Origin of the sequence: Pseudoalteromonas arabiensis (genome assembly GCF_001550155.1) — a bacterium.
Taxonomy (GTDB): Bacteria; Pseudomonadota; Gammaproteobacteria; order Enterobacterales; family Alteromonadaceae; genus Pseudoalteromonas; species Pseudoalteromonas arabiensis.
This window is the reverse complement of sequence record NZ_LRUF01000019.1, coordinates 338,797-360,584: the sequence shown is the minus strand read 5'-3', so window position 1 is coordinate 360,584 and position 21,788 is coordinate 338,797. Positions and strand designations below refer to the sequence as shown.

14 protein-coding genes are annotated in these 21,788 nt (G+C 42.0%); 8 read left to right on the top strand and 6 right to left on the bottom strand.

Annotated elements, in window-relative coordinates:
* Positions 1-62: 62 nt before the first annotated feature.
* Entirely contained in the window at positions 63-2,054 is a 1,992-nt protein-coding gene (gene tkt, locus PAARA_RS09450; RefSeq protein WP_062568782.1) for a transketolase, read from the bottom strand.
* 266 nt (positions 2,055-2,320) lie between these two features.
* On the opposite strand from tkt, the gene metK reads away from it, so the two are divergent.
* Positions 2,321-3,472, top strand: coding sequence for a methionine adenosyltransferase (gene metK, locus PAARA_RS09445; protein ID WP_062568781.1), 1,152 nt, complete (start codon positions 2,321-2,323; stop codon positions 3,470-3,472).
* A 46-nt stretch (positions 3,473-3,518) separates the two neighbouring features.
* Here metK and PAARA_RS09440 read toward each other — a convergent pair whose 3' ends face one another.
* Genes PAARA_RS09440 through PAARA_RS09430 form a run of 3 tightly spaced genes read right to left on the bottom strand, consistent with a single transcriptional unit; the run spans position 3,519 to position 6,153 of the window.
* Positions 3,519-3,923 (bottom strand): diacylglycerol kinase, encoded by a 405-nt coding sequence (locus PAARA_RS09440; protein WP_062568780.1) that lies wholly within the window; start codon positions 3,921-3,923, stop codon positions 3,519-3,521.
* A gap of 57 nt (positions 3,924-3,980) precedes the next feature.
* Positions 3,981-4,598: an START domain-containing protein gene (locus PAARA_RS09435; protein ID WP_062568779.1), complete on the bottom strand. Its 618-nt coding sequence runs from the start codon at positions 4,596-4,598 to the stop codon at positions 3,981-3,983.
* 34 nt (positions 4,599-4,632) lie between these two features.
* Positions 4,633-6,153 carry a CYTH and CHAD domain-containing protein gene (locus PAARA_RS09430; protein ID WP_062568778.1) on the bottom strand — a complete coding sequence of 507 codons (1,521 nt, stop codon included), beginning with the start codon at positions 6,151-6,153 and terminating at the stop codon, positions 4,633-4,635.
* Positions 6,154-6,366: 213 nt separating this feature from the next.
* Between PAARA_RS09430 and PAARA_RS09425 the strand changes: the two genes are divergently transcribed.
* On the top strand, positions 6,367-6,966 hold the full coding sequence (locus PAARA_RS09425; RefSeq protein ID WP_062568777.1) for a TIGR04211 family SH3 domain-containing protein: 600 nt from the start codon (positions 6,367-6,369) through the stop codon (positions 6,964-6,966).
* A gap of 89 nt (positions 6,967-7,055) precedes the next feature.
* Here PAARA_RS09425 and PAARA_RS09420 read toward each other — a convergent pair whose 3' ends face one another.
* Positions 7,056-7,256, bottom strand: coding sequence for a hypothetical protein (locus PAARA_RS09420; protein WP_062568776.1), 201 nt, complete (start codon positions 7,254-7,256; stop codon positions 7,056-7,058).
* Positions 7,257-7,376: 120 nt separating this feature from the next.
* Here PAARA_RS09420 and PAARA_RS09415 point away from each other — a divergent pair, with 120 nt between their 5' ends.
* A complete protein-coding gene (locus PAARA_RS09415; RefSeq protein ID WP_062568775.1) occupies positions 7,377-7,904 on the top strand; it encodes a TetR/AcrR family transcriptional regulator in 528 nt (175 codons plus the stop codon).
* 104 nt (positions 7,905-8,008) lie between these two features.
* Here PAARA_RS09415 and PAARA_RS09410 read toward each other — a convergent pair whose 3' ends face one another.
* Positions 8,009-8,491: a winged helix-turn-helix transcriptional regulator gene (locus tag PAARA_RS09410; protein WP_062568774.1), complete on the bottom strand. Its 483-nt coding sequence runs from the start codon at positions 8,489-8,491 to the stop codon at positions 8,009-8,011.
* 166 nt (positions 8,492-8,657) lie between these two features.
* On the opposite strand from PAARA_RS09410, the gene putA reads away from it, so the two are divergent.
* From putA to PAARA_RS09385, 5 genes are all read left to right on the top strand, one after another.
* Complete coding sequence (putA, locus tag PAARA_RS09405; RefSeq protein WP_062568773.1) at positions 8,658-12,461, top strand: bifunctional proline dehydrogenase/L-glutamate gamma-semialdehyde dehydrogenase PutA; 3,804 nt, start codon at positions 8,658-8,660, stop codon at positions 12,459-12,461.
* A gap of 210 nt (positions 12,462-12,671) precedes the next feature.
* The gene (locus PAARA_RS09400; RefSeq protein ID WP_062568772.1) at positions 12,672-13,883 is read left to right on the top strand and encodes a cyclic di-GMP phosphodiesterase; all 1,212 of its coding nucleotides are present in this window, start codon (positions 12,672-12,674) and stop codon (positions 13,881-13,883) included.
* Between the two features lie 89 nt (positions 13,884-13,972).
* The gene (locus tag PAARA_RS09395) at positions 13,973-16,501 is read left to right on the top strand and encodes a TonB-dependent receptor (RefSeq protein WP_062568771.1); all 2,529 of its coding nucleotides are present in this window, start codon (positions 13,973-13,975) and stop codon (positions 16,499-16,501) included.
* 84 nt (positions 16,502-16,585) lie between these two features.
* On the top strand, positions 16,586-18,871 hold the full coding sequence (locus tag PAARA_RS09390; protein ID WP_062568770.1) for a beta-N-acetylhexosaminidase: 2,286 nt from the start codon (positions 16,586-16,588) through the stop codon (positions 18,869-18,871).
* Between the two features lie 145 nt (positions 18,872-19,016).
* Complete coding sequence (locus PAARA_RS09385; protein WP_062568769.1) at positions 19,017-21,761, top strand: family 20 glycosylhydrolase; 2,745 nt, start codon at positions 19,017-19,019, stop codon at positions 21,759-21,761.
* The last annotated feature ends 27 nt before the right edge of the window (positions 21,762-21,788 follow it).

Genomic DNA, 21,788 nt, shown 5'->3' with positions numbered 1-21,788 from the left:
CCATAAAAAAAGCCCGCGCTGTGGTGATACAGCGCGGGCTTTTAAATTTTAGCAGCTAAAGCTTAGAACAAAGCGTTTGCTTTGTTTACGACGTTTTCAACAGTGAAACCAAAGTGCTTGAATAGCTCGCCTGCAGGTGCTGACTCACCAAAGGTGGTCATACCGACTACTGCGCCATTTAGGCCTACATATTTATACCAGTAGTCTGCGATGCCCGCTTCGATTGCTACGCGGCGTGTTACGCTTGCTGGTAGTACGCTTTCTTTATATGCAGCGTCTTGCTCATCAAATAAATCAGTTGAAGGCATAGAGACAACGCGTACTTTTTTACCTTGTGAACGTAGCTCTGTTGCTGCATCTTGTGCAAGCTGTACTTCAGAACCTGTGGCGATAAGGATAAGCTCTGGCTCACCGTCACAGCTCAGTACGTAACCCCCTTTTTTCACGTCGCTTAGTTGCTGTGCAGTACGCGTTTGTTGCTCAAGGCCTTGACGAGTGAAAATCAGTGATGTTGGGCCGTCTTTACGCTCAATCGCTTGTTGCCATGCAATCGCAGACTCAACTTGGTCACATGGACGCCAGTTAACAAGGTTTGGCGTTAAACGCATGCTAGCAATTTGCTCTACCGGTTGGTGCGTCGGACCATCTTCACCTAGACCGATTGAATCGTGCGTATAAACGAAGATGCTTGGCTGCTTCATCAATGCCGCCATACGTACTGCGTTACGAGCGTATTCCATAAACATTAAGAATGTAGCACCATAAGGAATAAAGCCTTTATGCAGTGCAATACCGTTCATAATTGCCGACATACCAAATTCACGTACACCGTAGAAAATGTAGTTACCACTTGCATCGTTTGCTTCTAAGCCTTTTGAGCCATCCCAAAGTGTTAAGTTAGAACCCGCAAGATCAGCAGAGCCACCCATGAATTCTGGTAATAACGGACCAAATGCGTTTAATGCATTTTGTGATGCTTTACGTGTTGCTGGATTTGCTGGGTTTGCTTGCAGCTCTTCGATGTAAGCTTGTGACTTTTCAGCCCAATCAGCTGGTAATTCACCTTTTGTACGGCGTTTAAACTCAGCAGCAAGTTCAGGGTGTGCACTTGCGTAAGCAGCAAATTTTTCGTCCCAGCTTGCTTCTAGTTGCTTACCTTTTTCTTTGCCATCCCATTCGCTGTAAATATCAGCTGGGATTTCAAATGCTTCGCCAGTCCAACCTAGGAACTCACGAGATGCTGTGATTTCATCTTCACCGAGTGGCGCACCGTGACAGTCATGGCTACCTGATTTATTCGGTGAACCGTAGCCAATCACTGTTTTACAACAAATAAGTGATGGTTTATCGGTGATGCTACGTGCTTCTTCGATAGCGGCGCGAATTGCATCAGGATCGTGCCCATCTACATCGCTTACTACGTGCCAACCGTATGCTTTGAAGCGCGCTGGCGTGTCATCGCTGAACCAACCTTCCACTTCACCATCAATTGAGATGCCGTTGTCATCCCAAAACGCAACTAGTTTACCTAGACCTAATGTACCCGCTAATGAACAGGCTTCGTGTGAAATACCTTCCATTAAACAGCCGTCGCCCATGAACGCATAGGTGAAGTGGTCAACAATATCGTGACCTTCACGGTTAAACTGTGCAGCAAGTGCTTTTTCGGCAATCGCCATACCAACCGCATTTGTGATCCCTTGACCTAATGGGCCCGTAGTGGTCTCAATACCTGGTGCATACCCATATTCTGGGTGGCCTGGTGTTTTTGAGTGCATTTGACGGAAATTTTTAATTTCTTCTAACGGCAGATCATAACCACTTAAATGTAGAAGAGAATAGATCAGCATTGAACCGTGACCATTTGAAAGAATAAATCGATCGCGGTCTGCCCACTCTGGATTCGTTGGGTTGTGCTTTAGATAATCGCGCCATAGTACTTCTGCGATATCTGCCATGCCCATAGGGGCGCCAGGGTGACCAGATTTGGCCTGTTGTACTGCGTCCATTGATAAGACGCGAATAGCATTTGCAAGTTCTTTGCGTGATGGCATGAATTCTCCTACCTTTATGTATTTGCGCTGGTTGTGTGTAAGGCACCATTCTTACTTAATGTAAGGGTACAGTGCAATTAAAAATCCGTATTAAATGCACCTATTATTACTGTTTATTAAGAACGAAATGTTATTAGTAATTTTAAATAGACGTCTAGGCGTAAAATTACTATGCAAACATATTTGTTTTAGATAAAATACGCCCCTTAATTTTTTAGCGCTATTACCGACGTATGTGAAGCGCAATATTTGTGAGCAGAAATACAATGGCAAAACATTTATTTACTTCTGAATCAGTTTCTGAAGGTCATCCGGATAAAATCGCGGACCAAATCTCTGACGCGGTTCTAGATGCTATTTTAGAGCAAGATTCTCATGCCCGTGTTGCATGTGAGACTTACGTTAAAACCGGTATGGTGATGGTGGGTGGTGAAATCACGACTAGCGCTTGGGTTGATATCGAAGAAATCACACGTAAAACAGTACGTGAAATCGGTTACACACACTCAGACATGGGATTCGATGCTGACTCGTGTGCAATCCTAAACACAATCGGTAAACAATCTCCAGATATCAACCAAGGTGTTGACCGTGCTCGCCCTGAAGAGCAAGGCGCTGGTGACCAAGGTTTAATGTTTGGTTATGCATGTAACGAAACTGACGTGTTAATGCCTGCACCTATCACGTATTCACACCGTTTAGTTCAGCGTCAAGCTGAGGTTCGTAAAAGCGGTGAACTTAACTGGTTACGCCCAGATGCAAAATCTCAAGTGACGTTTGCATACGAAAATGGCAAGCCTGTTGGTATTGATGCCGTTGTTCTTTCAACTCAACACTGTGATTCAATCTCACAAAACGACTTAGTTGAAGCGGTAATGGAAACGATTATTAAGCCAGTTCTTCCAGCTGAGCTTATCTCAAGCGCGACTAAGTTTTTCATCAACCCAACTGGCCGTTTCGTAATCGGTGGCCCAATGGGTGACTGTGGTCTGACAGGTCGTAAAATCATCGTTGATACTTATGGTGGTATGGCTCGTCACGGTGGTGGTGCTTTCTCTGGTAAAGATCCATCAAAAGTTGACCGTTCAGCTGCATACGCTGCACGTTACGTTGCTAAAAACGTGGTTGCTGCTGGCCTTGCTGACAAGTGTGAGCTACAAGTTTCTTACGCTATCGGTGTTGCAGAGCCAACATCTATCAGCATCGAGACATTTGGTACAGGTAAATTAGAAGAAGCGCGTCTAATCGAATTAGTACGTGAGCACTTTGACCTTCGCCCATATGGCTTAATCCAAATGCTTGACCTTGAGCGTCCTATTTATCAACCGACAGCGGCTTACGGTCACTTCGGTCGTGAAGAGTTCCCTTGGGAGCGCACAGACAAAGCAGACGCACTTCGCGCAGCTGCTGGCCTGTAATAGGTTATATAAGATGAAAAAGCGCCTTCATTTGGCGCTTTTTTGTTTAAAACTGCATCATTATCTTTTCATAAATTGCCACTGCCCAAACCAGTAGCAAAATAATTAATGCCAACGTCACTGCCGCTGAGGCCATATCTTTAGCTCGTCCCGACAATACATGGTACTCAATACCGACTCTATCAGTCAGCGCCTCTATTGCTGAGTTGAGTAGCTCAACTATCAACAATAATAAATAAGGAATAAATAACATCAGCCAATGGCTTAATGATTGGGCAAGCAACACTGATAACGGAAATAATATCAGACCTAAATAGGTTTCAGTGCGAAATGCAGATTCTTCTTTAAAAGCAGCTTTAAAGCCTTTGATTGAGCATTTGGTGGCTTTTAAAACACGCCCTACCCCAATACCATTTGGTTTGTTTACCAAGGGAATTTTTGGCTCTTTCATTTTCTTCCTACGACTAAATAGACTAATAAAAGGTATTTATGTATTAATAATCTGCCTTTAAGAAGCACACTTCCCAGGCACGCTTGATGTGTTTAGGCGCGTAAACCGATTATAGTGGAGTTCCTTACGTAGTGACTGTAAGGTCTTAAACACACTTTTTAATGATACCTTGTTACTCAACCAATGTGGAATAGAACCCGCGGGGTCTGCATAAGCTTGATGGCTAACCAGTAAGTCATTTTGCTGGTGTGTTAAGCGCCAAAAAGCGGTTAAATCTTTAATACGCACGACGCCATTTACTGCCGGTTTTGCATAGGGCTGACTAATAATTTTAAGCTCTGTTTTGTGCTCACTCAGGCGGTGGTAACACGAGTAGCTAACTAAATCGCGATCTGAAACAGGCCAAGGGGAATTAAAGTGTGTGTGTACAAGCGTTTCAGAAGGGCTTAAACGCTCCATTAAGGTGACACTTTTCACATTTTCGAGCCAATTAGGTGCATTGTCGGTATCGCTCAATAGCGCCATAAAGTCATCGGCTTTCGCATTTTTTACCAGCACCGAGGCGTTTATTTCTATAATACCGTTTTGATGCGTTTTGTAAGTGACGTTTATGCCATCTTGCTGTTTGTAAGTTTGCCATTCGCTTGAGTTAGCAAATGCCGATATACTCAACACCGCTAACCCTATCCATAGGCAAACAGGCACAGGCTTACAACCAATATGGATCAGTATTGAAAGACGCGTGACGGCTTTGCTCCATTGCACTGACCAAAAAATCAGATTTCTGATCTAACCAAGCCTGAATTTTAGCAAGCTCTTCATCATCTTGACCTGCACATAGCTGTTTTAAATACTCAAGTGTACTAAGCTCATAAATACCATGAGAGATATCTAACCATGGAATTCGAAACTCATTTCTGTCATCAGTATTAAATAGCGCACCCAAGCAGTTACCACTTAATAGTGAATTTTCAAGACGGGTTCTAAGTGATAAATAGTCTTTGTCCGTAAACACTTGCTGCTCAGGAATAAGCTCGTGCATATCGTGCCAATCTTTGGCAAATAAACGCTTAGCGATTTCAGCAACCGGTTTTTCTGCGGCTTGAAACTCCGCTTGGCCCCATGATTTACGCCACTGTTTTTCAATTAACCATGTTGTAAGTTGCAACAACAAACGGTTGTATCGCTTGCTGTGAAACAGCTCTTGTACATCTTCAATACTTGGCTGTAATTCTTTTAAATCGTTGATGACTTGAGTCAGCTCAGGGGCGCTATTAATCTTTTTGTAATAGGCATGTCGCTTCGAGGTATAGGTTTTTAGCTGTATAGCATTTTCAACCCAAGCAAGCTCACTTAAAAGCCATTTTAGTTCAACTCGCAATGAATCCGTATCATCTTTACTGACGATATCATCAAATAACCAAAATGCATGACGGATAAGTCGAATTCCATCCGTAACTCGCTTTAAGGTTTTTAAGCTTGGCTTAATGAAATAACACGCTTCATGTTTTTGTACAAAACGAATAGCATAGTTAATGCTTGCCACTAATGCCTGCTCTTGTGTCGCACCACTGTTAAGCGGTACAAAACCAATCGATTTGCTCGCTTTCAAAGGCGTGTTATCGGCAAGGCGGTAACCACGCGCAGCCTTTGAATAAAGTCCTAAGCGCACATGACTTTCACTGACCAGTTTATCTGCTAAAGCAAATAACTCTTGGCGGCTACCTTCTAATAACTCAATTTCCAACTCAGAAATAAGCTCAACCTGACCAGAGGCCGCTATTTCCCCTTTATCTAACACCACTTCGATTTTAGCGCCGCTATCGGTTTCAATTAACCACGTGCGACGAATAAAGTTAGTGCTGAAAATAGGGTAAAGGTTATCGGCTATCGCATTAACTTGCATTGCGTGAGGCCAGATTGACGCATCAAAGGCCAATAAATCAGGACGATTCCCTTCAAGAGGCAAATTATATTCAGGGCGTTGATGCAACCCCCCTACTACTTCACCGGCTAACTTAATAGTTTGCTCACAGTCTGTATCGCTGCAGCGTGTACGCAAGCCTATATCCAGTGCACGTAACTCACGACTCGGCGTGTCGTAATAGGCATTTTGTAAGCTGCGTGACGGTTTGTTGGTAACGGTTTTTGCAAATTGGGTAATTAATGCGGGGATCAGTGGAACAACGGCATCTGACACCAAAAACTTCAGTTCTATCTCAGTATCCATTCGCTTTGCGGAGTACATTTAAAATAAATAAGTGGTCAAAATAAACAAAGCAGCTACTTAATGCAAATTTTTTCCTGATTTTTACGATTAAGCCCATGCACGGATTACAATATCAGCCTTGCTATTAATAGTTGAAATCCCTACTATCTCTATACATAAAGAAATTATAAATTTAGCCACTTCTCGGCAAGATCACATTAACAAGGTAGATTGATGTTAAAACAGTGTATTTTTGGGTTGCTCCTTGCGGCCACCTCTTTTATTAGCTACGCAGAAGAAGCGCCAAGCAGCAACAACGAAAACACCGCCTACATAGTCGATAACCTGTACACTTTTATGCATTCAGGTCCGAGCAAAAACTACCGTATTTTGGGCTCTGTGGATGCAGGTACACAAGTAGAATTATTATCAGGTGAAGATAATGGCTACTTTAAAATTCGTGATGATAAAGAGCGCGAAGGTTGGGTAGAAGCAAAGTTCATCACTGAAAACGCTGGTATTCATCAACAGTTTCAAGCGCTGAATAACGACATGACATTAATGCAAGAGCAGTTACGTCAAGCAGAAATAGAATTGCCACAGCTACAAGAGCAAAACCGCTCTCTTAACGAACAAAACCAAGCCCTGACAGCACAAATCGATAAACTTAAAAATACTATCGAGTCTGAACGCAATGCTAAACAAGCAGCCAGTGCTAAAGAAAAGCGCCAATTACTTACATATGGCGGCGCAATTGCATTTATCGGCTTATTGTTGGGTATTATTTTAACGATTATGTTGTCTCGCCGTAAACGCTATGACGGCTGGGCTTAGTTCTAAACTTCCCATTTTAGATTAACAAGAAACCCTGCTTAGCAGGGTTTCCTTTTTTAGACTTAACCACTTTTACTACCAACATTGCTTTAAGGGGATTTTTGCTTAAGTGTATTAAGCACTTCTCGTTTAAGCACTAAAAAGCCCCCTTTATAACCTAAAATCAGTAGCAATAACATCAGCCCCCCTGGTACTAGTACGGCAATAAGTAAGGGGCCTAAAATAAAGCTATAAAAGAAAATACCGGGTAAAAATAATACATAGCCAATAAAGCGTTTTAATATGTCCATGGTGCTAACCTTTTATTAATTGAGCACGCTCATTTTAAACTTGAGCGCGCTCTATTTACAATAGTCTTGATTGAGATTTTTTAAATTTCTGGTTAAATAGCATAAAAATTGGAGTGTGCAGTGACTAAGAAAGAGCAAACAAAACAGCAGATACTAACAGCCTCATGGCAGTTGTTTTCAGAGCGGGGTTATCATCAAACGAGTACGCGAGATATTGCAAAGGCAGCCAATGTTGCCAATGGCACCATATTTAGTCACTTTGCGACTAAGGTTGCGATACTCAAGTACAGCTTTGAAAATGAACTGACAGACATTCTAAGCACCGCAGAGAGCTTAGATACCAGTACAACAGCCACAGATAGAATGTACCATTATGCTCGCTTTCTCTATGCTTTTTACTTGGCAAAAAAAGAGTTTAGCCGAGAGTTATTCAAAGAAATTATGTGGCAACAAAATGAACTTGAACCACAACTAAATGCTTTTAAGAAACGCTTGATAAATGATAATGACGCAACCCCTACAGATGCAGATATCATTATTGACCTTTACTTTATGACGCTGATGGATGGACTCAATCACGCTGATAGTTCTGTCGATTCAATGCTTGCGACTTTGAAAATAAAACTCGCTAAAATTAATATCAATTAGGCTGGTAATGGAAAGACTTATGAGACTCCAGCATTCGCTGTTTATTTTTACACTGAAGTCACTTTTTAAAATACAAAAAAGGAAACCACGTAGGTTTCCTTATATTAAATATCGAATCGAAGCCCTGTGTCCTGTTTGATTTTTTCAATCACCATATAAGTATGGTGTGTGCCAACCCCTGGTATATCGACTAAATCCCCTAAGACTTGGCGATATTCGTCCATATCAGAAACACGCACTTTCAATAGATAGTCATAGCCTCCTGCAACCATGTCACATTCAACGACCTGAGGAATATTTAAAATATACTCTCTGAAAACTTTAAAAACAGAGGTGTTAGAAGTAACCAAAGACACCTGCACATGCGCTAATAAGCTCTGATTAAGCTTAGCTTCGTTAAGCTTAGCGTAATAGCCTTCAATATAGCCTTCTTGCTCTAACCGTTTAACACGGTCAAGGCACGGGCTGGGGCTCAAATTAACCTGTTTTGCGAGGTTTACGTTTGAGATTCTGCCATTTTTTTGCAGAGCGTCTAAAATTGCTAAATCAATGCGATCTAACATGCGTAATCTATTCGGGCTGGTCATAACAGAATTTTATGCGGCTAAGTTCAAGGTATGCCCTGTAAATTATCGTAAATTGAAAAATTTAACCAGCATATTCTGCTGGAATTTAATTAGAATGCACGAATTATATCAATGGTAAGAAATGCTTTTTTGGCGTTTCTAGACTCCACATACCAGAGGGTTACATATGCTATTTAATGGCGATTTGACAACTGAGTGTCCAATAAGACAAAAAATCCGTGATTTCTACCGTATTGACGAAAATGCGGTTATTGATCACATCTTACCGCTGGCTGAAGTAGGCGTAAAAGCACGAAGCCGTGCATGGGAACGTGCCCGTCAAATGGTTTTAAATATCCGTCGCGATCAAGATGGTCAAAGCGGTGTTGACGCACTGTTAAACGAATTCTCACTTTCGACAGAAGAAGGTGTGGTTCTAATGTGTTTAGCTGAGGCACTTTTACGTGTACCAGACAAAGCAACTCAAGACTCACTTATTCGTGACAAACTGGCAAAAGGTGATTGGAGCTCGCATTTAGGTAGCAGCGATTCTTTATTTGTGAACGCATCATCTTGGGGCCTACTAGTCACCGGTAAAATGGTTAACTACAGCGACAAATCGAAAGAACAGCAATTTGGTGTACTTAAGAAAACCATTGGCCGCCTAGGTGAACCCGTTATTCGTAAATCTGTGAACTTCGCGATGAAAATCATGGGTAAGCAGTTCGTAATGGGTCGTACCATTGACGAAGCGATTGAACGAGCTGCTGATAAAGAACAAAAAGGCTACGTATATTCGTACGATATGCTAGGTGAAGGCGCTCGCACGATGAAAGATGCTGAGCGTTATTTCCAAAGCTACATGACTGCTATCCACGCAATTGGTAAAGCAGCAAACGGCCGTGGTCCTATCAAAAGTCCAGGTATCTCTGTGAAAATTTCTGCCATACACCCACGTTATGAGTTCACTCATCGTGAGCGTGTGATGGCAGAAATCGTACCTAAGCTAAAGGAACTTGCACTTGCTGCGAAAAGCTACGACATCGGCTTCACTGTTGATGCTGAAGAAGCCGACCGTTTAGATATTTCATTAGATATTATCGAAGCCGTATTCAGCGATGATGAACTAGGTAACTGGAATGGCTTTGGCTTAGCTGTGCAAGCATACCAAAAGCGCGCTATTTTTGTAGTTGAATGGGTTGCTGACCTTGCGCGTCGCGTAGGCCGTAAGCTAATGGTTCGCCTCGTAAAAGGTGCTTATTGGGATACCGAAATCAAAACCACTCAACAAGATGGTTTAGACCACTTCCCTGTGTTCACACGTAAAGCAACAACAGACGTATCTTACAAAGCCTGTGCTATCAAACTACTAGAAGCTCGCGATGTACTTTACCCGCAATTTGCAACACACAATGCTTACACTGCAGCAACGATTTTAGAAGTTGCTAAAGGCGACCACGATGGATTTGAATTCCAGCGTCTGCATGGCATGGGCGAATCGTTGTTTGACCAAATTGTTGAACAAGAAAAAATTCAGTGTCGTGTTTACGCACCGGTAGGCCAACACGAAGACTTACTTGCTTACTTAGTGCGTCGTTTATTAGAAAACGGTGCTAACTCATCATTCGTTAACGCCATTGTTGATACCTCTAAGCCGGTTGAGTCACTACTGCCAGATCCAGTTGAAACTTTGCAAGGTTTACGCAACAAGTTCAATACACAAATTAATATGCCAATTGATTTGTACGGTGACGAGCGTGCAAACTCAAAAGGGATGGATTTAACGGATATTAATGTTATTACTCCATTCAAAGAGAACTTAGATGCATGGTTTGAAGAACACCGCATTGAATTAAGCGATGTACCTGAAGGTTCATTGCCAGTGAAAAATCCGGCAAACCACAAAGAAGTCATTGGTCATGTTAAGCTTCAAACATCAGAAGACATGACATCACTTCTAGAAAATGCCGAAAAAGCATTTGAGTCGTGGTCACAAACCCCTGTAAAAGAACGTGCAAACCTACTTCGTCGTGTTGCTGACATTTTAGAGCGTCACCACGATGAGCTAGTTGCTATTTGTATTAAAGAAGCGGGTAAAGTCGCACAAGATGGTATTGATGAAGTACGCGAAGCCGTTGACTTCTGTCGTTACTACGCTGCACGTGCAGAAGAATTATCACAAGACGAGCGCTTTGAAGCCCGTGGTGTAATCTTATGTATCAGCCCATGGAACTTTCCACTGGCTATCTTCTTAGGTCAAGTTGCGGCTGCTATCGTGACTGGTAACACGGTTATTGCAAAACCAGCTGAGCAAACAAGTTTAATCGCTCTTCGTACGATTGAACTGATGCTTTCTGTCGGCTTACCTGAGCATGTAGTGCAACCTGTTATTGCCCGTGGTAGCGAAGTAGGTAAAACAATTGTACCTGACGAGCGTATTCAAGCGGTTATGTTTACCGGTTCAACTGAAACAGGCACATTAATCTCACAAACACTGGCTGCACGTAACGATATCCAAGTACCGTTAATTGCAGAAACAGGTGGTCAAAACTGTATGATCGTTGACTCAACAGCACTTCCTGAGCAAGTGGTTGATGATGTGATCAGTTCAGGTTTCCAAAGTGCTGGCCAACGTTGTTCTGCGCTACGTGTATTGTTTATTCAAGAAGACGTTGCTGACGGTATTATTGAAATGCTAAAAGGTGCGTTAAAAGAGCTTCATGTTGGTGACCCTTCGCTACTTTCAACCGATATCGGTCCTGTTATCGATGAAAAAGCACTGAAAAACTTAAATGAGCACGTTGAGTACTTGAAAGGTAACGCAACACTTCATTACGAGTGTGCTATTCCTGATAACAACGAGAATGGCGCTTATTTCTTTGCTCCTCGTTTATACGAAATCAAAGACTTATCTGTACTTAAACGTGAAGTATTTGGTCCATGTGTTCACATCATTCGCTTCAAAGGCACTGAGCTTGATAGCGTTATCGATCAAATCAATGGTACAGGCTACGGCCTGACAATGGGTGTTCACTCACGCATTGAAGAGCGTTGTGAGTACTTAGCAAAGATGTCTCGTGCAGGTAACGTATACATCAACCGTAACATGATCGGTGCAATCGTAGGTGTGCAACCTTTCGGTGGTCGTGGCCTTTCAGGTACTGGCCCTAAAGCAGGTGGTCCTAACTATTTACAGCGTTTAGTGAAAGAGAAAGCGTCACCAGACAACGTACAAATGACGAACCTATCACCTGATGAGCTAGACACTCACCACTATTCAGGTGCGGCTGAGCAAGTTGCTAAGTTAATGGAGAACTCACTACGCGATGAAAAAATCTGGCGTGCTACACCATTAAATGACCGTGTTTCTGCTGTTCGTCAGTTATTAGCCAAAGTTGCAACAGTTGAAATTATCGACGAGCTTGCTGATGACTTAGCATTAACACTTGCAGACGCACGTGCGCAGCTTAACCGCCTTGAAAAGCACATGCGTAAACACACTGTATTACCTGGACCTACAGGTGAATCTAATACGCTTCACCTTGAACCGCGTGGTTGTGTGGTTTGTTATGCTGATAAGAGCACATCATTTAACTTCTGGGCAATCTCTATTATCACAGCACTTGCCGCGGGTAATACAGTAATTACTGTTGCCTCTGAGTTGTTCTATGAGGAAGCTGTTGCGTTTAGAGATAAGTTTATCTCAACAGGTATTGCTGAAGGTGTTTTCCAAGTTGCCAAGCCTAACCAGTTGCAAGCTATCTTAGCGCACCCTCACCTTGCTGGTGCGGTTGTAGCTGCTCGTTCATCACGTTTAGGCTACTTCAGCCAGCAGCTAGCACAACGTAAAGGTGCAATACTGCCGGTAATTAGCTCTGAATATTATGACACGCTGATCAAACGTTTACTCACTGAGAAAACTATCAGTATCGATACAACAGCATCTGGTGGTAATACATCACTTATGACGCTTGTTGAAGATGACGAGTAAGCTTTAAGAATATCTTCTTAGTTAAGTTTTATAAGCCTCTGCAATTTTTGTAGAGGCTTTTTTCGTATAATCAGGTTAAACAATTGAAACTTTTCTGTTTTCAATTCAAAAAACATACTTATTACCTAAAAACTCACCTTTATTATTATTTACTCAGATACGAAATATCTGCTAGTTTTATAGTAATGTATTCAACTTGAAGTAATGTCCTTGAAAACACTTCCTATTAATCAACTTAAACTCGGCATGTTTGTGCAAAGCGTAACAAAACAAACAGGTAAGATCCGCATCAAAAACCAAGGTTGGGTAAAAACGCAAGGAAGTATAGATAAACTAATTAAAGCTGGTATTCTAGAAGTTGAAATTGATCCCGACAAAACACTCACTTTAAACAAAGAAAACAAAGTGGTGCAGAAAAAAGCCCCCCCTCCTGCTGCGGCTGAAAAAGTTGAGCAACATAACCCATGGCACACAACACACAGCGTTAGTGCAGAAATGACAAAAGCCAACAGCTTATACACTGAAGCCAAGTCATTGCAGAGCAAAGCCTTCGATGATATTCGAGCCGGCAATAAAATTGATGTTGCACCATTTCAAGAGCTAGCAAGTGGCTTTATAGACTCAGTGTTTCGTAATCAAGATGCCCTTGCCTGTATTACGCGTATGCGTGAAAAAGACGCCTACCTCCTAGAGCATTCAATCAATGTGTCTATTTTAATTAGTATTTTTGCTAAACACCTAGGTATTGATAGAGACATCATTCAAGAGATAGCAACAGGTGCCCTGCTGCATGATATTGGTAAGATAAATATTCCAGATCACATTCTCAATAAGCCTGGGAAATTGACAGATGAAGAATATCAAGTGATCCAAAATCATGCCCGTTTTAGTAAAGAGATTCTCGAGGAGTCTGGGCTAAGCGGAATAGCGGTTGAAATTGCAGCTTTTCATCATGAACGTTTAGACGGCAGCGGCTACCCTTTTGGCAAGCATGCCGATGAATTAAGCCAATATGTACGCATGGCTTCAATTGTCGATGTATATGATGCCCTCACCGCCGAACGCGTCTACAAAGCAGGTATGGAGCCGATTAAAGCATTCAAAATACTCAAAGATGGCTGCCCTGATAGTTTTGATGGTGATTTGGTCACTAAATTTATTCAATGTATTGGTATTCACCCTGTCGGTACTTTAGTTAAATTAGAAAGCCAAAAATTAGCAGTGGTGACACGTAGCAACCCAACAAGTCCTTTAAAGCCGCAAGTTAAAGTGTTCTACAATGCAAAACATTCTCACTATACAGAAATACATGACATAGACCTTGCTAACAGTCGCTGCCATGAAAATCTTGAAGCGGCCATAAAACCAACTGATTTTAACATTGATTTAATTAAGTTTTTTAAACACTCAATTTTACCTTAGAAGTTATTCCCAAAAATATCCCTTCATTCGTTAATAGATTTAAAGCAGCCATTCGTTGCTTTATAAAAAACAACAATGAAGGGAATAAAATGAAAACACACACACCTCGCTATAGAAAGCACTTACTAGCATTGGCAATCGGAAGTGCCTGCTTGAGCTTAAACCTACAAGCAGCTCAAAATACTGAACAAGAAACTAAGCCTGCATCAGAAAAGAAAAAACTTCTCGATCTTGAGCGAATTGTCGTAACAGGTAGTGGTGGCCGCGGCCAAACCAAGCTTGAATCATCCGTATCAATTACTACGCTAGATGCCGAGCAACTTGCTAGAGAGGCCCCGCTAGGCACCGCCGATTTACTTGAAACTGTGCCTGGGTTTTGGGTCGAAGATTCTGGCGGTGAAACCAACAACAATGTGGCTCCAAGGGGCTTACGTGGCGGTGAAGGCTTTCGTTATATAGGTGTTGAAGAAGACGGCTTACCGGTTGTTTATGACGGTGTGTGGGTCGACTTTTATCAACGCCAAGACATCACGATTGAACACATGGAAGCTGTGCGTGGTGGTACATCAGGCCTATTAACAACCAATGGGCCTGCGGCCTTGGTTAACTTTATTACACGAAAACCTGATAGTGTCGAAGAAGCAACCATTCGTCTGACTACGGCGGATTATGGCCTATACCGCAGTGAGTTTTTCTATGGCACACCTATTAGTGAAAACTGGAAAATGTCGGTCGGTGGTTTTTATCGTCGCTCTGATGGCGTAAGGGATACAGAATTTACGGCTGATCACGGCGGACAACTGAGATTAAACCTTGTCCGTGAGTTTAATAAAGGTCAACTTACACTCTCTGCCAAGCACTTAAACGACCACACCACATTCTTTGTACCTATCCCTCTACAAGATCAAAAAAATCCAGAAGGGATCGCTGGTGTGGATCCACAGCACGGAACCTTAATCGGAAATGGTCAACGTCTTTTAAATTACCTACAAGAAGATGGTAGCTACAAAACACGCGATCTTAAAGATGGGCAGCATACTAAGTTTACCACTTTAGGCTATAACCTTGATTGGGAACTAAATGATCGTTGGCTGTTAAATACAGCAGGCCGTTATTCAAGCTTTGAAAACGACATGTACATTCTACTTAATTTCGATAACTCCACTTTAGTAAATGCCAACGATAGACTTGGTCAACAAGATGTACTCTCCATGCTTGACCAATTTGCAGCTGACGGCGCTGTTGCAGCTAAATATCAATATGTTGATACAGGCGAAATACTCAACGATGTAACAAACTTAAACGGCAATGGTTTAGTGACAACAAGCTATCCGCTTTATTCACGATATGATGCCGAGCAATTCGTCAATAAACTCAATTTTACTTACGAAGGTGATCGCCACACGCTCACAATGGGCTGGCTATTCGCATACGTTGATGCAAACTCGCTACCCGTTGATAAATGGGAATCACAGTTCTTAACAGAAGTAAAAGATAATGCACGGCTTCTTGATATTGTTGCTCTGGATGACAACCAGCAAGTAGTCGGTCAATTAACCGACAACGGTTCAACAGGCTATGCACCTGGCTGGGGCCAAGCCACTGCATTTGGTACAAGCACATCACACTCACTGTTTATCAATGAGCAATTTCAAGCCACAGATAGTCTTCGTATTGACGGAGGCATTCGTATTGAGTGGTTAGAATTGGATAGTACCGCATCAGCAACCCAGTTTGCTGTGCCAGTGGATGGTGCTTTCGATGCCAATGGCAATGACATTGACAACAACCTTGCCAATAACTATGTTGATACCCCCTCGAACAACTACTTATCAAAAACCCGCGATGAAACGGAAACAGCATGGACGATTGGTTTTAACTATAAATTCTCTGACAGTGTTTCAATGTTTGGCCGCTATGCAGATGCGTTTGAGATGCCACGCTTGATGAGCTATGGACAAAATATACATGCCGGAATTGATGCAGACTTTAATGACAGTGTAAACCTTACCTTCAGTGAGTTTGGTGGACGTTATTCTGGCGACACACTCGGCGCATCAGTGACTTTATTTAGAACAAAGTTCAATGACCTAGTAGAGCGTAACTTTACCGGTAGTAATGGTGAAGTAGCTAATCAAACTATCGATACCGTCACCGACGGTATTGAATTTGAAGCCGTTTGGCAAGCACACGAAAACATTCAACTGGATTTAACGGGTGTGTTACAAGATCCTAAGATGGAAGGCTTCACCGGTGCTTTTAAACATTGGGAAGGCAAGCAAGTTAAACGTACACCTAAAATTCAGCTACGTTTAACGCCCACCTATTATTTTGATGATGGTGATGTTTATTTAACCGTACACCACTTAGGTGAACGTTATTCAGACGGCGAGAATAAGTTTGAACTCCCTGCATACACAACCGTCGATATGGGCGTTAATTATCGCTTTAATGACAGCGCTGCCGTTCATTTAAAAGCAACCAACCTAACTGACGAGTTAGGCTTAACTGAAGGTAATCCGCGTGCTATTAACGATGTCCAAGCTGGTTTCGACTATTACTACGCGCGCCCTATTTTAGGCCGAACCATTAGTGCTTCGTTAACCCTTAATTTTTAACCTACCCCTTGCTAATTTGCACTATGCCCAGTGCTGATTAGTTTATCCAAGCCCGCAAATGCGGGCTTTTCTTAGGAAATAACAATGATTAAAAATGCTTTTTACCAGTACTTGCGAAGCAGCTTTGTGTTATTCATTCTGCTATTAGCTCCTTATTATGTCAGCGCTAACATCACACCAAAGCCAACAAGCAGCCAATATGGTGAAGATCACTTTCACTTAATGCACAACACACAAATTAGCTATAACCACCAAGATGCAAAACAAGTGGCTCTGCAACTTGCTGAGTTTCTACGCCCACCAACCGGCTATGAATTACCTGTATTACACGCAAAAAATACGATGAAAAACACCATCGCTTTTAACATTACCGACTCAGTAGTGGCTAAGGAAGGTTATCAATTAATAGTGAGAAGTGGTTTTATTGAAATAAAAGCCAGCACAGCAAAGGGGTTATTTTGGGCGATGCAATCACTTAGGCAACTGCTCCCTATTGAAATAGAATCTCGTATGCCAATAAACCAACGAAGCTGGCTAATTACCAGTGCAGAAATACTCGACGAACCTCGATTTACCTATCGTGGCATGCATTTAGATGTCAGCCGCCATTTCTTTGATGTGAGTTTTGTAAAACAATATATTGATTGGCTCGCAATGCATAAGTTTAATGTTTTTCAATGGCATCTAACCGATGATCAAGGCTGGCGTATCGCCATTGATGCATACCCTAAACTTACTGAAATAGGCGCTACACGCCCTCATACAGTCGTTGGTCATACTTATGATTACAAACCTTTGTTTGATAACCAAAGCGTTTCAGGCTTCTATACAAAAGCACAAATCAAAGAAGTCGTAGAGTATGCTAAAGCACGTCACATCGAGGTGATCCCTGAGATAGATATTCCAGGACACAGCACGGCATTACTGGCTGCTTATCCTGAGCTGTCTTGCCACCAGCAGGCAGTCAACGTACAAGCACAATTTGGTATTTTTGAAGACGTGCTATGCCCTCGCGAGGATGTGTTTGAGTTTTTATCTGTTGTTTACAAAGAAGTCGCAGCACTTTTCCCTAGTAAATACATTCATATAGGGGGTGATGAAGTAATAAAAAAACAATGGTTAGAAAGCCCCATTGTGAAAAAATTAATGCAGCAACATGACCTCACTACGCCAGAGCAAGTACAAAGCTACTTTATTAAGCGAGTTGCTAAAATAGTGCAGGATCTTGATAAAACAGTCATTGGCTGGGATGAAATATTAGAAGGTGGAGTTGCTGATGATGCTGTCATCATGTCTTGGCGAGGAACCGAAGGAGGCGTGCAAGCAGCAAAAATGGGGCATCAAGTCATTATGAGTCCGTACCAGTATATCTATTTTGATGCCTATCAATCTCGTAACCTTGATGAACCCAAGGCAATTCACGGATTATCGCGTTTAAAAAATGTGTATCAATACGACCCTGAGCCTAGCCATTTAACCTCTCAACAGCGCGAATATATTATAGGTGCTCAAGGCGCACTCTGGACTGAGTATATTAAAACACCGCGTCATGCTGAATACATGCTATTCCCTAGACTCAGTGCGCTAAGTGAAACCTTATGGTCAAATAAAGAAAGTAAATCATGGCATGATTATAGTCAGAACCGCTTACCTAGCTTATTAAAACGCTATCAAAAAATGCATATCAATACCGCTAAAAGTAGCTATAAACCGATTATCAGTAGTACAGTTCAAGACAATAAACTGCTTGTCACAATAACCACTGATATCGAAGGTACCGCTATTTATTATACGCTTGATGGCAGCGAACCCACTTTAGCGTCTAATAAGTATCAAGCACCTATCACGATTAAATCATACACCCAAGTCCGTGCTCGCAGCTATGTAAAATCACAAGGGCAACTTATTGGCGATGCACGCCTTACACTTAGCCCTCACCTAGCACTGGGTAAAAGCATCACCCTAACTTACCCTGCAGCTGAGCAATCAGCGCATAAATTGCAAGATGGTCAGTTTGCATTTGATCAGTTTTATAGTGTCGAAGATTACGCTATTTTTTATGACACCGATCTTGAGGCCATTATTGATTTTGAATCACCGACTTTAGTTAAACAAGTGCAATTAGGCTATAACAGTGGTCGTCACCGCCAGCTGCATCCGCCAACAGAAATAGTCATTCTCGGCTCTGATGATAAGCAGCAATGGACAACACTGGCAAAAGTAACCTCACCGCAGGGTCCTATGTCGGTATTATCTTTTCAGCCAACAAGATTACGCTTTTTAAAAGTGATCGCTATCAATAGCAAGAAATCTCAAGATATTCAGATCCCTAAACTTCCTTTATATATTGATGAAATTGCAGTTCATTAATGCGCTTAGCCCTAATACAAAAGCAGTATTTAGGGCTCTTTTTAAAATTTTAATTCCCAAATATTCTTCTTAAGACGTTTATAACATTAGAGTCAACTTGCGGTACCAGCTCTATCTATACAATAACAATGTCTTAGGAGCCACCATGTTTGCAAAGAAGCACACAATTACAACAACACTATCGAGCTTAGCACTACTCACAGCAAGCCAATTTAGCATTGCACAACCTCACCCCGATAACCTTGCTTTAAGTTGGCAGGTCATTGACCATGGGATTGGTGAGAATATTTTTCTTGGTAGTTTAACAATCACCAACAATGGCTTAGAACCATTAGGTGAATCGGGCTGGTCGTTATTTTTTAGCTCAGTAAGACCACCAGCCAGTGTTCTGCCAGACTCTGACCCAAATGGACAATACGCACGCCAACATATTGCCGCACAAAAACTAAGTCTAGAAAATGCAGATGCCGCCAAAAGCGGTGACTACTTTGTTTTAAAACCTATTGCTGGTTTTACACCTATTCAACCTGGAGAGTCGCGTGAAATTGAGATCATTGCTCAATACTGGCAAATGCTGAAAAATGACTCTCCTTCTGGCTTTCATATCAGCTATAACGGACAAACGCCTCAAGCTGTACTTGTTGATGTGTTTATGGACCCTAGCGATCCTAAACAAACGACACAGGCCACAAATGATGTGATGCCCGTGCAAACCACCGCATTAAGATATGCTGAAAATAATGCATCGATTCTCTCATTGCCATTAAAAAACCAGCTGGTTCCACAACCTCATTCAGTCGTTACAATCGACAATGAGTTTTTAACATTGATGAGTCAGCTAACAACGATTTCTGCACCAGCATCACTTAATAAAGAAGCGGCTTTTTTACAAACTGCTTTAAGCGACATATTAAGTGGCACATTTGCAGTTAATACAACCACTCAAAATGGCCCAAATCATATCAAGTTACAACTTGATCCACATTTAGATACTAACCAAGATAATCAAGCTGATAAAAGTGCCTACAAACTAGAAATAGATCCATTTACAGGTATTACAATTACAGGCAGCGATGAGCAAGGTGTATTTTACGCAATACAAACACTACGCCAGATGATCCCCACATCAGTGTATAAAAATGCAAAAAACTCAAGCACCTTATCCGACAACACCATTCTACCTGCCACGACGATTTTAGACGCTCCTCGATTTGAGTACCGCGGCATGATGCTTGATGTTTCTCGTAACTTTCAGTCTAAGGAAACTGTGTTTAAGTTGTTAGATTTAATGGCTTTTTACAAACTAAATAAGTTTGAGATTAATGTCGCCAACGACGAAGGCTGGCGATTAGAAATTCCTGGTATTCCTGAGTTAACTGAATTTGGTGCTAAGCGTGGCTATGACCTCAATGAAACATCTATGCTGCATACATTTATGGGCGCAGCCAATGAATTTGCTCAAGGTGATGGCATTGACAATAAACCAAGTGATAAAACAGCTGCGAATTTAGGTACCCCGCCCAGTTTTCAAGGGTTCGAAATCGCGCAGCAAAACTACCTAGGTAAGGGCTGGGGTTTTTACACTGTTGAAGACTTTAAAGAAATTTTGCAATACGCAGCCGACCGTCATATTGATGTTATTATTGAATATGATTTTCCTGCTCATGCCCGCGCAGCAATTAAAGCGATGGAATATCGCTACAATAAGTACAAAAATACAGACCCAATCGAAGCGTCTAAATATAGATTAATCGACCCACTCGACCAGTCTCAATATTACACACCACAGTTTTACACTGACAACTTTATCAATCCATCCCTAGAGAGCACGTTTACTTTCTTAAATCATGTTATTGAACAAACACGTGCAATTTATGATGCAGTACCTGATGCAACCATCACACGCCTGCACGGCGGGGGCGATGAATTGCCTCACTTAGGTCCAAATGAATGGTGGGCACAATCTCCTGCAATACAACAAAACCCTGCCACAGCAGGGAAAACAGATGCTGAAATTTTTGATTACTTCTTTCTTCGTTGGAAGCAAATAATTAATCAACACGGCTTCGATATGGCAAGTTGGGGAGACGTGTTGTCTCACAACGGCACAGGCAATGTTGACTACGGCGATATCTACCCTGTGTTTTGGAATAATGTCTGGGGCTGGGGAAATGAACATCAAGCTTATAAGTTCGCAAACCAAGGTAAAAAAGTAGTACTTGCTCATGCAACTAACTTGTATCTTGATTTAGCTTACAACAAGCACCCTGATGAAATTGGTTATCATTGGGCAGGCTATACAGACACGAAAAAGACATTTGAGTACCGCCCATTTAATATTTATGCCAACGCGGTAAAAGACAAACTTGGCAACCCTGTACCATGGGATCCTAAGTGGGTTTTACTCAGTGAAACGGGTAAACAAAACGTGCAAGGTATTCAGGCACAGCTATTTGGTGAAAACCAAAAATCACCCGAAATATTAGACTACATGACATTTCCTAAGTTACTCGGCGCAGCAGAGCGAGCTTGGGTGCAAGATATGCCAGCCGAAGGTTTAGCCATTGAACAAGCATGGCATACATTTACAAACACATTAGGGCAACATGCCTTACCACTATTGGACTACTACCAAGTTGTCGATATTAATGCTCAAATGCCTAAACAGTTTGGAGTAAATTATCGTATCCCACTTCCTGGGGCGACGATAGATAATGGCCAGTTAATCGTTAATACACGATTTGTTGGCATGCAGACCCAGTACTCATTAGACAATGGAATGACATGGCATGACTATACAGGACCCGTAACATTAACAACATCAGCTGCTGTTCAACTAAGAACAGTGAGTGATTCAGGCAAAGTGAGCCGAGTGGCCACCTTGAATTAATAGTCAACACTGACGAGCCGACTATGT

What these genes read in the sequence shown, in the direction of transcription:
- PAARA_RS09430 (WP_062568778.1), bottom strand. Translation starts at nt 6,153, where the DNA reads ATGGATACTGAGATAGAACTGAAGTTTTTGGTGTCAGATGCCGTTGTT.
- PAARA_RS09385 (WP_062568769.1), top strand. Translation starts at nt 19,017, where the DNA reads ATGTTTGCAAAGAAGCACACAATTACAACAACACTATCGAGCTTAGCA.
- PAARA_RS09410 (WP_062568774.1), bottom strand. Translation starts at nt 8,491, where the DNA reads ATGACCAGCCCGAATAGATTACGCATGTTAGATCGCATTGATTTAGCA.
- tkt (WP_062568782.1), bottom strand. Translation starts at nt 2,054, where the DNA reads ATGCCATCACGCAAAGAACTTGCAAATGCTATTCGCGTCTTATCAATG.
- PAARA_RS09425 (WP_062568777.1), top strand. Translation starts at nt 6,367, where the DNA reads ATGTTAAAACAGTGTATTTTTGGGTTGCTCCTTGCGGCCACCTCTTTT.
- metK (WP_062568781.1), top strand. Translation starts at nt 2,321, where the DNA reads ATGGCAAAACATTTATTTACTTCTGAATCAGTTTCTGAAGGTCATCCG.
- putA (WP_062568773.1), top strand. Translation starts at nt 8,658, where the DNA reads ATGCTATTTAATGGCGATTTGACAACTGAGTGTCCAATAAGACAAAAA.
- PAARA_RS09395 (WP_062568771.1), top strand. Translation starts at nt 13,973, where the DNA reads ATGAAAACACACACACCTCGCTATAGAAAGCACTTACTAGCATTGGCA.
- PAARA_RS09390 (WP_062568770.1), top strand. Translation starts at nt 16,586, where the DNA reads ATGATTAAAAATGCTTTTTACCAGTACTTGCGAAGCAGCTTTGTGTTA.
- PAARA_RS09420 (WP_062568776.1), bottom strand. Translation starts at nt 7,256, where the DNA reads ATGGACATATTAAAACGCTTTATTGGCTATGTATTATTTTTACCCGGT.
- PAARA_RS09440 (WP_062568780.1), bottom strand. Translation starts at nt 3,923, where the DNA reads ATGAAAGAGCCAAAAATTCCCTTGGTAAACAAACCAAATGGTATTGGG.